Source organism: Paenibacillus sp. FSL M7-0802 (genome assembly GCF_038004945.1).
Lineage (GTDB): Bacteria > Bacillota > Bacilli > Paenibacillales > Paenibacillaceae > Paenibacillus > Paenibacillus polymyxa_B.
Window position 1 is genome coordinate 6,202,270 of sequence record NZ_JBBOSD010000001.1, and the last position, 11,378, is coordinate 6,213,647.

An 11,378-nucleotide genomic window follows, 5' to 3' on the forward strand; every position below is an offset into this window, starting at 1 on the left:
AATCCTGATCGAGTCGCGTAAGCAGAAGGCTTCTTACCTGTCGATCAGGATTCATGTGTTACAGATTAAAAATTAGTGATTCAGTTCGTTACATCATCGACCGTAGATTTTCAAGATTTATGATGTGCCAAGTCTTGTGTCATGTCTTTGTCCGTGTTCCGAGTTATCTTTTGTATTGTGGCACGGATACTTTTTACATTTTCCTCGATAAATCCGGGTTCCAGCAGTTCATAATGATTGCCAATCAAGCTATGCTCTTCATAGCTACCTTGTGTAGCGTCTTTCCATAAAAGTCGATTATCTCCTGTACCCTTGACCGTTTCCGATCCAACGGCGACAAAGCCGTGAATATTCGCCTGAACGCTCTCTGTATTCACAAGCTGGTTGCCATATACCGCGTAAGCGATCATTTTACGTTGGTACGTTTCATTCAACAGCTCACGGTAGGAGTCGGGAACCTGTTCCAGCATGTCATGAATTTCATGCTCTGTTTCTTCAACTGTGAAGGGCAGGGCTTCCGCCCTTTTGACCGAATCGAGCATAAAAATATCGGATACAGTATGACCTTGACGTTCCAGTGTGTCAGCAACCTTATGCGCCAGATTACCACCTATGGAATAACCAAGCAGCACATACGGACCTTGCGCTTGCGTGCTGACGATCAAATCAACGTAACGTGCCAGCATGGCCTGCTCATCCGCAGCATCATCTACGAACTCCAACCCATACACGACTGCGTCCTGATCCAGTTGTTTCGCAAGCTCCGCGAACGACAGCCCGTATCCAAGCATAGGAGGAAAGCAGAAGATGGAGATCGGACCGTGTTCATTCAACCGAATGATTGGACTATCGGCCTTGTACTCCAGATCGGCTTTCAATAATGTGAGCGCCTGCGCTTCTATAGTCGGGAAGTCCAGAACACTACGGATGGGAAGCTCAATATCTGTAGCAAGGTGAACTTTGCGTATAAGCTCCAGTACTTTTAAGGAATGTCCACCTAACGTGAAAAAGTCATCGTGGATACCCACTTGTGGAATTTCAAGTACTTCCTGCCAAATGGCTGCCAGCAACTGTTCCACATCAGTTCGCGGTGCGACATATTCTATACCCGTGTGCAGCCCTTTGTCCGGCACAGGTAAAGCTTTGCGGTCGATTTTGCCGTTTGTCGTCAGCGGAAACCGATCCAGCTGTACAAATGCGGATGGAATCATATAGCTCGGCAGACTGGCCGACATCGCAACTCGAATCTCACGGATGGTCAGCTGTTCATCGGCGGTGAAGTAAGCACATAATTGCTGCTGACCCGCTCCATCCCGCAAAGCGATAACAACGCTATCCCGCACGGACGGTACACTTGCCAGCCGCGCCTCCACCTCGCCCAGCTCAATCCGGTAACCGCGAATTTTAACCTGTTGATCAATCCGTCCAGCGTATTCCAGTATGCCGTCTTCACGCCAGCGAACAAGGTCTCCCGTACAGTACAGGCGATCTCCGTCCACCCACGGGTTAGCAAGAAATCTCTCAGCCGTCAGCTCAGGACGGTTCAGATAACCACGTGCAACTCCGTCTCCGCCGACAACCAGCTCACCCCAAGCTCCGACCGGCTGCAGGTTAAATGACGAATCCACTACATACGCCGTCGAATTGCGGATGGGGCGTCCGATCGGCACAGAATCCAGCTGTTCTTCCGTAATGTGATACGTCGTCGAAAAGGTTGTATTTTCCGTTGGCCCATAGCCGTTAATGATGTTGATGTCCGGATTATCGCGCAGGACCCGGTTAATATGGGGTGCAGACAAAACATCACCACCAACCAGCAAATACTTCACATCGCCGAAAAGTTTACTATCCTGCTGTGAAAGCTGATTAAATAACGGAGTGGTCAGCCACATCATGGTGACGCGATGATCCCGTATCGTCTCTTTAAGCTTGGCCGCGTCCAATAGATCATCCTTATGCACAAGAACAAGCTGACCGCCGTTCAGCAGCGCGCCCCAAATTTCAAACGTAGATACATCAAATACAAACGCGCAAGTCTGCAGCATTCGGGTCGATTCATCAAATGGCACATAATCCGTATTGCGGACAAGGCGCACGACACTTTGATGCTCAACAACGACACCCTTAGGCTTACCTGTTGAACCTGAGGTATAAATGACATAAGCAGCATGACTACCCGCTCCATCTATACCCAGATTGGAAGCATCTGCACTGTAGGACGGATCCTCATTCAGATTGACAATCTGTCCATCAAAATAGCAACGATCCAGTAAATCCTGCTGAGCCAGCAGCAGCTTGGCTCCCGAGTCCTCCAGCATATAACGGATACGGTCCTCCGGATATTGAGGGTCTACCGGCACATACGCGCCACCAGCCTTCAAAATAGCGAGTGTTCCCGTAATCATATCCAGTGAGCGCTCCGTCAAAATGCCCACAGGTTCATCGGATTTCACCCCTGCATCACGCAGCGTATGCGCTAAACGGTTGGCTGTCTCATTGAGTTCCCGATAGGTCAATGATTGATGACCCAAAGCTACGGCAATATGATCCGGCGTGCGCTCTGCCTGCTCCTCAAACAGTTTTTGGATCGTGTGATTGCTTGGATATGCACAGGCAGTGTCATTAAACTCTCCTGTAATTTGTTGTTTTTCCGCCGCTGTAACCAGTTCCAGCTCTTCTACGCAAACATTCGGGTTAAGCAAAACTTGCTCCAACAGGTTCACAAAATGTCCATGCAGACGCTCAATGCCTGTTTGATCATAACTTAACGCGTTATACATAAAACGAATCTTGATGCATTCTCCCGGCATAACGACTAAGCTCAGATCATAGTTAGTCTGCTCTGCAGCCACCACGTTGGAAATCGGGAATGTATCCTGCCCGTCACTTCCCAGTTCCTCGACCTGCTCATCTACCGGATAATTTTCAAAAACCATAATATGGTTAATTAAATCCTGTTTCTGGTCGGTCAATGCCTGAATCTCAAACAGTGGATACGTATCATATGCATGAGAAGCCAGCGCCTGCTCCTGCGTTTTCTTCATAACTTCTGCAAAAGATTCCCCTGCCTCACTAAGGATGCGAACGGGAATGGTATTAATGAACAAGCCGATAATATCCTCTACCCCGATAATATCTGATGGACGGCCTGAGACGACACTGCCAAATACGACATCACTGTGGTTGTTATATTTTTGCAGCACAATCCCCCATGCGGTTTGTAATAACGTATTCATGGTCACTTGATATCGCTTAGCCGTCTCCTCCACCCGGAGGGTCAACTCACGTTCCAAAACCGTCACCCAATCACTAGCCGTGTTGCCTTCACTCTTGCGACCGGATTTTACAGCTGGTAACGCTGTTTGCTGCTCATATCCGGATAAATAGCTGCTCCAGTAGTCGGTTGCCGCCTTGCGATCCTGTGCTTCCAGCCATTCAATAAAGCGGCTGTACGGCACTGCCGGTGCCAGTTCTGGTACTCTGCCCTCCTGAAGTGCTGCATAGCTTTCAAACACTTCTTTGTTTATAAGGGACAGGCACCAGCCGTCCATGACGATATGATGGAAGCTCCATACAAAATGATAGCTGTCTTCTCCGGTACGTAAAATCGCTACACGCAGCAGGACATCCCGACGCAGATCAAAGCCCCGTGCTTTATCTTGTAGCTTGAAATTTTTCACCCAGGTATCTATTTCATCCTCATCCAGATGGTGTAAATCTTCATATTGAAAGCCGCAATCCCGATTTCGATACACCACCTGCAACGGTTCCGTATCTCTGCCAAAATAAAAATGTGTACGTAGCGCCTCATGTCGCCGAACCAGAATATTCAGGCTTTCTGCAAAAGCCCGAATGTCCATCTGACCTCGCATATCATAAGAAACCTGCTCAAAATATGCGTCATTCGCAGCTGCTTGACTATCTAGCTGGCTGTGAAACAGCATCCCTTTCTGCATGGGGGTCAGTGCATATACATTGTTGATCTCACCCGCAGCACCCATTTCAGATAAGAGGCTGTCCAAGCCCTCCACACTCATTCCTTTATAAGAAATATCACTTGGGGTAAGCTCCGGGTGTTCTTTATGGATGCAATGCGCCAAAATTTCACGCAGGCTCGATTCCAGGAATTTCGCCAATCGCTCGATGGTCTCCGGTCTATAGCTGGTACGACTATAGCTAATCGTCAGACCCAGTTGGCCCCCCGAAATAATGCCGCCAAAATCCAGCGTATACGTTCGAGCCATGGTCGGGCTCAACGGCATCCCACCCTCATATGAGGATGATTGCAAGTCGTTCCCTTTCATATCCTGATCGAACTGTCCCAAATAGTTAAAGCTGATTTCGGGATCTGTCGTAAATATGGCTGGAGATGCCTCCGGTGCCTGTGTCTGACGGTCGGATAAATATTTCAGTACACCGTAGCCAATCCCTTTTTGCGGGATGCCGCGCAGTCCTTCCTTCACACCCTTGATCCGTTGCGAAAGTGCCAGTTCTTCCGGCATATCGAGCAAAACAGGATATTGGCTTGTAAACCACCCTATCGTTCGGGTAATGTCCACCTCTGGTAAAATGGCTTCACGTCCATGTCCCTCCAGATTAATCAGGAAACGCTCATGTCCGCTCCATGCTTGCAATGCCATTCCTACCGCCGTCAACAACAGGTCATTAATTTCTGTACGGTAGGCACGATTGGCCTGCTTGAGCAGCTGCTCTGTCTCAGCATGTGTCCACAAAGCAGTAACCGACTCACTATCGCCAATCAATGGCTTTTCGTGCTCGTTATGCCCGTAATCCTGCGGCAAAGGAGCCAGTTCCGCTTGTGCAAGTTTCCCCCAATACGCTCGCTCACGTTCCATAGCTGGACTGTTGGCATAAGCGTGCAGCTGCTCGGCCCACGTTTGGAACGAATCTGTTTTATGAGGCAGCTGAATCACCTGTTCACCCTTGGAGGCTTGATCATAGGCAGTCGCCAAATCCTCGAATAAAATGCGCCAGGATACCCCGTCCACCGCCAAATGATGAATCACGACCAGCAGATGATCTCCATCCGGGCAACGGAACAGCCCCAGTCTCATCAGCGGACCTTCGCTTAGGGAAATACCAGATTGAATTTCATTGCATTTCGCTTCAATTATCTTCGCCAAATCTTGCTTGTTTACATCGCTGTCATTATAGTCAAAGCACTCCAGATGGTACGGTTCGCCTTCCTCTATACTGCGGTTCCATGCTGTACATCCGTTCTCCGACAAACTAAAAACCATACGCAATGCATCATGGTGCGATGTAATCTGATGGAGCGCCCGCCGTAGTGCCTGTTCGTCATAGCCTTCCTGACGATAGAGCATGACAGATTGGTTAAAATAGTGTGGTTCTCCCGTTGGCTGTTCAAAAAACCAGCGCTGAATCGGTGTAAGCACTACATTTCCTGTAACCTCGCCCTGCTCGGCTATTCGGTTAACAGGCTGAATATATGTGCTTAGTCCCGCAATTGTCGGGTATTTGAACAAGTCCTTCATTTCCAGCTTGTATCCAGCCTGAAACAAGCGGGACGATACTTGGATGGCCTTGATGGAGTCACCACCCAAATGGAAAAAGTTATCCTGTATTCCGACTTTCGGGATACCAAGAATGGCTCCCCAAGCCGTAGCCAGTGCCTGTTGGACATCCGTCTCGGGTGCCATATAATCCATACCTGTATCGAGATTGTGCTCAGGTGCGGGCAGTGCCCTGCGGTCTACTTTGCCATTCAGCGTCAAAGGCAGTCTGGAGAGCTGCACAAAGTAAGACGGCACCATATAGCCAGGCAGATCCTGCGACAAAATGTTACGTAAGTCGCTGGCGCTCAATTCACTGTCTGTTGCAAAATAGGCACACAGCTGTTTTTGTCCGTGATCATCCTGCCGCACGGTAACAACCGATTCCTTCACACCTGGAATCGTGGACAATCGGGTTTCAATTTCACCCAGTTCAATGCGGTAGCCGCGAATTTTGACCTGTTCATCCATTCTTCCCTTGTACTCCAGTACACCATCAGCACGCCAACGCACTAAGTCTCCTGTACGATAGCAATATTCTCCAGACCGGAATGGACTTTCAATAAATTTTTCCGCCGTAAGCTCGGGCCGATTCAGATATCCTCGCCCAACACCGTCGCCACCGACGATCAGCTCTCCCCAGGCTCCGACAGGTTGCAGCTTCAACGAACGATTGACCACATAAGCGGTCGAGTGATCAATTGGACGTCCAATGGGAATAGCCTGGGTTTGCGGTTCTGTAATGTCATAGATGGTGGAAAAGGTGGTGTTCTCCGTCGGACCATAAATATTGGCCAGGCGAAGCTGCGGGTACTCCTTCAACACACGATTGACGTGTGGTACAGACAACACATCACCACCCACGAGCAACTCCTTCAAGGACGCAAACACTCCGATTTCTTGCTGCGAATACTGATTGAATAAAGCCGTGGTCATGAACATCGTGTTAACACGATACTTGTCAATTGCCTGTTTGAGCTTGGAGGCATCCAGAATAGTGTCATGGCTTACCACATACAGTTGTCCCCCGTTCAGCAGCGTTCCCCAGATTTCAAATGTGGAGGCATCGAACACAACTGCGCCCAATTGCAGCATACGTGTATTTTCATCAAGCATGGCATAGCTTTTGTTTTTCACTAGGCGCACGACATTACGGTGCTCAATCATCACGCCCTTCGGCTTGCCTGTCGTACCAGAGGTGTAGATCACGTACGCAAGATCGGAGGAAGATCCCCCTGTTGTAATCGCAATTGTTCCACCCGTCTGAGCGTCACATTCAGATTTGCTATTGCATCGCTGTTCATCACTCAAATCGATGACCGGAATGCCGGGTTCAAAAGGAATCTGCTCACGTCGCTGTAACAGTAACAGCCCCGTACTGGAATCCTCCAGTAAATAACGGATACGCTCTTCAGGATAATCAGGATCAATGGGAACGTAAGCCCCTCCGACCTTCAAAATCGCCAGCATACCGACGACCATTTCAATGGAGCGTTCAGCCATAATCCCTACTCGCTGTGTCTCTGGCTCGGACCCGCGCTGTATCCCATGGGAAGCGAGTATGCGTGCCAGACGGTCGGCACGTTCATTCAGCTCGCGGTAGGTAAGCTGCATGTCCGCAAAGGTGATGGCCAGCCGATCTGGTGATTGCGCTACCTGTTCCTCGAACAGCACATGCAGTGCTTGATCTCGTGGATACGGATAGTCTGCTACCGTATCATTGAATCTCTGCACAAGCAGCTCTTTTTCTTGGGCCGAAACCATTTCTATAGCCGAAAGAGCGATATCCGGCTGTTTTATAACCGCATTGATAAGCTGCTGCAAATGTTCAGTCAGTCGTTCGATGGTTTCCCGTTTGTACAGCCGAGTTCCGTATTGAAGAGCACAGGAAATTTGTTCTCCATCCTCCACTGCGAACAGACTCAAATCAAATTTGGCCGCCGTTTGTTCACTTGGATAAGATGCCAATTGCAGCCCCGCCAGCTGCTGCTCTTTTTGCTCTATGTTTTGTAGTGCAAACATGGTATCAAATAACGGATTACGGCTTAAATCTCGATCCACGCCCAGCTTCTCCACCAGCTCTTCAAACGGATAATCCTGATGTTCAAAAGCCTTTAACGCGTTTTCCTTGACCTCCAACACATAATCGCGGAACGTTTTCCCGCCTTCTGGATAATTACGGATTACCAGTGTATTCACGAACATCCCGATCAGACTGCCAAGATCTGCATGGGGCCGCCCTGCAATTGGCGAACCGACAATAATATCTTCCTGCCCGCTATAGTGGCTAAGCAAAGCCGAATAGGCAGCCAACAGCACCATATATAATGTCGATTCCGTCTGCACCGCAATGCTTTTTAAGCCTTCACTTTGTCGTTGGTCAAGCGTAAATTCCAGCACATCTCCTTCAAAGCTTCTCACCGCTGGGCGTGAATAATCAGTCGGTAGATCAAGCACAGGTAGCTCTCCTGCGAAGGTATTGAGCCAGTAGTTTTCCTGTTCCCGGTAGCGTTCACTTTGCTGCTGCTTCTGTTGCCAAGCGGCGTAGTCTTTATACTGAATGCGCAGCGATGGCAGCGTGTCGCCTGCATATAAATGAATGAAGTCCTGAATCAGTACATTTATAGAGGTACCGTCCGAAATGATATGATGCATATCTATGAGCAAAATATGATGCTCTGGGTCTGTTTCAATCAATCCAACTCGGAATAACGGAGCTTGCCCCAGATCGAACGGCTGAACAAAGTTATGTACCAGCTCATCCGTTTCCTTTGAGGCAGCTCCGTGAGCATAGGTCAATTCCATGCGAAAAGGAACCTCGTCATGTACTCGCTGGACAGGTTCACCGTTCATGGTCTCAAAACTTGTGCGCAATGTTTCATGGCGTTCAATAAGCTGACGGAACGCGTTATCCAGTGCCTTGTGATCAAGTGAACCGGTCAGAGTCAGGGCACCAGGTATGTTATAGCTAATTCCCGCTCCATCAAGCTGATTGAGGATATACATCCGTTTTTGAGCCGAAGAGACCGCATAAAATGGCTTATTCTCCGTAACAGGGATGGATTCATAGGTGGTTTGCTCCAGTGCTTCAATAACCTGCGCCAGCTGTTCAATTGTCGGATGCTGGAACAAATCCTTTAGCTGCACATTTTTATGCAATTCCTTATAGATGAGTGATATGACATGTGTCGCCCGCAGGGAATGTCCTCCTGCCTCAAAAAAGTTATCCTTAATCCCAATGCGCTCAAGCTCCAGCACATCTTTCCAGATGCTAGCCAGTTGTGCTTGTAATTGATTTTGAGGAGGTACATATTCTGCGCCTGAGCTTACACCTCCCTCTGGCTGTGGCAACGCTCGGCGATCCACCTTGCCGTTGGGCGTCAGTGGCAATTGCTCCAGCTGTACAAAATACGACGGTACCATGTAGCCCGGTAGCTCCTGGCTCAAAGCACTACGCAGCTCACTTGTCGCTACTTCCGCATGGGTGACCACATATGCGCAGAGCAGCTTTTGCCCTTGCTCATCTTCATGTGCAATTACAACAGCTTCTCGGACTGCCTCCAGCTTCAACAGCTGTGCTTCCACCTCGCCCAGCTCAATCCGGTAGCCTCGAATTTTCACCTGCGCGTCGATTCGTCCCTTATATTCCAGCGTCCCATCCGCATTCCAACGCACCAGGTCCCCTGTACGATAGCAGCGTTCGCCGCCACGGAACGGGCTGTCGATGAACTTTTCGGTCGTCAGGTCTGGGCGGTTGCGATATCCGCGAGCCACCCCGTCACCGCCGACGATCAGCTCCCCCCACGCTCCAATAGGCTGAAGCTGCATCGAACGGTCCACGACATATGCCGTCGAGTTATGGATCGGGCTACCAATGGGCACAGATGCCGATTGAACGCCGGTAATGGCATGTGTGGTGGAAAAGGTCGTATTTTCCGTCGGACCGTAGCCGTTAATGATATGTAGATTCGGATGGGCCTCCAATACCCGGTTAATATGCGGTACGGACAGCACATCACCACCAACCAATAGCTCCCGCATCCCCTCAAATAGTTCCAAGTCCTGCTGGGATAGCTGATTAAAGAGTGGTGCGGTCAGCCACATCGTGGTAATGCCGTGATTGCGAACAACTTCCTTGAGCTTGGGAGCGTCCAAAATAACATCCTGACTCACCAGCACCAGCTGTCCACCGTTCAATAACGCACCCCAAATTTCGAAGGTGGACGCGTCAAAGACAACAGACCCGGTCTGCAAAATGCGCGTGTCGGCATTCAAGCGTGCATAATTTGTGTTTGTCACCAAACGCACGACATTACGGTGCTCCACCATAACCCCTTTGGGCTGGCCTGTAGTCCCTGAGGTGTACATAATATAGGCCAAACGACCAGCTGCGCTCGCCTTCGGTTGTTCTCCAGCTGCATAAGCCTGCTGTATTTGTTCTGCTTGTTCTGATTGCGTAGCTTTTGGTTGCATGGTTTCTGGTTGTATGGTTGTCGTAGAAGCAAGTTCGGGACTGGCGAAAATGGAGTAGAACGGATCTAGGCAGTCCACGTATCCCGGATCAGTATTCGTCCCGTGATCATTCGGCAAAATTGGATCGTAACGATCAGCATCATCCGTTCCATAAATTGCAGCATCGCTAAGGTCAAGCACCATTCCCTTAAAATCAGTGGGCCGATGTTCCATTCGCTGCACGAGCAGTATGTCCGCACCGGAATCCTGCAGCAAATAGCGTATACGCTCATCCGGGTAATCAGAATCAATGGGTACATACGCTCCACCTGCTTTGAGAATTCCGAGCATACCGACAATCATCTCGATCGAGCGTTCAGCTACAATGCCGACCGTCTGCTCGGTGCGGATTCCCTGCTTACGTAAAGAATGAGCCAGTCGGTTGGCCTTTTCATTCAATTCTGCATAGGTTAGGCTATCTTGCCCACACACTACCGCCACCTGCTGTGGTGCCTGCTTCGCCTGTTTCACGAACAATTCATGAATAGACGCATGACATGGATAATCCACATTTGTATCGTTGAAGGTATGGACCAGCTGCTCTACTTCTTGCTCTGACAGTACTTGTGCTGTGGAAATCGCCAACTCTGGCTGCTGCAAAACAATAGTGTACAGCCGCAGAAGCTGCTCAACAAAGTGCTCAATCGTCGTCTCGCTATAACGGTCGCTACTATACTTTACGTTCAGGGAGACTGCTTCATGTTCCCATTGAAACTGGAAATCCAGTTCAGATTGTACGTGATTTAAAAAATCAGAAATATGAATATTTTGCAAGGATACTGTGGTGTGAATAAGAGGCTTTTCATCCTCATTACGTTGAATGTCAAGTAATTCAGAATAGTTCCAAAAAGGAATGTTTTGATGTTCAATAGCTTCGCCGACAGAGGTTTTGATTTGAGACAGCAAAGCTTTGAAGGTTGTACTGGAATCCAGCGTATTTTTCAATAAAAGCAGATGGTTGATCGGCTTTGTAGCACCGTTGCCAGACTTGGCTACCGGGATGCCCAGCAGCACACGTTCCTCACCTGTGTATTTATGCAATAAGCTCTCTACTCCAGCAAGCAGGACCATAAACACGGCCCATGGAGCGCCACCTGTTATAGATGATATTCTTTGGGAAATTTCAGTTGGAAATGTGAGTGTGTACGTATGGGAATTTAAACTCGTTACAGTTGTACTTCTGGACACATGGTTGGTGTATGGCAGGCAGATGATATGATCCTCAGATTCCAGTTTATGACTCCAGTAATTTTTTTCCTTCTCAAATAAGGCTTTCAATGACATCCCTCCTGCTTCTCAGGGCCTGTTCCCCCGGTTGGATGGTGCGTTGTT

General features: G+C 49.1%; 1 protein-coding gene. It reads right to left on the reverse strand.

Translation table 11 applies throughout. From position 1 onward, the window contains the following. Positions 1-110 precede the first annotated feature (110 nt). The gene (locus MHB54_RS28320) at positions 111-11,324 is read right to left on the reverse strand and encodes a non-ribosomal peptide synthetase (protein ID WP_264453829.1); all 11,214 of its coding nucleotides are present in this window, start codon (positions 11,322-11,324) and stop codon (positions 111-113) included. Positions 11,325-11,378: the final 54 nt, after the last annotated feature.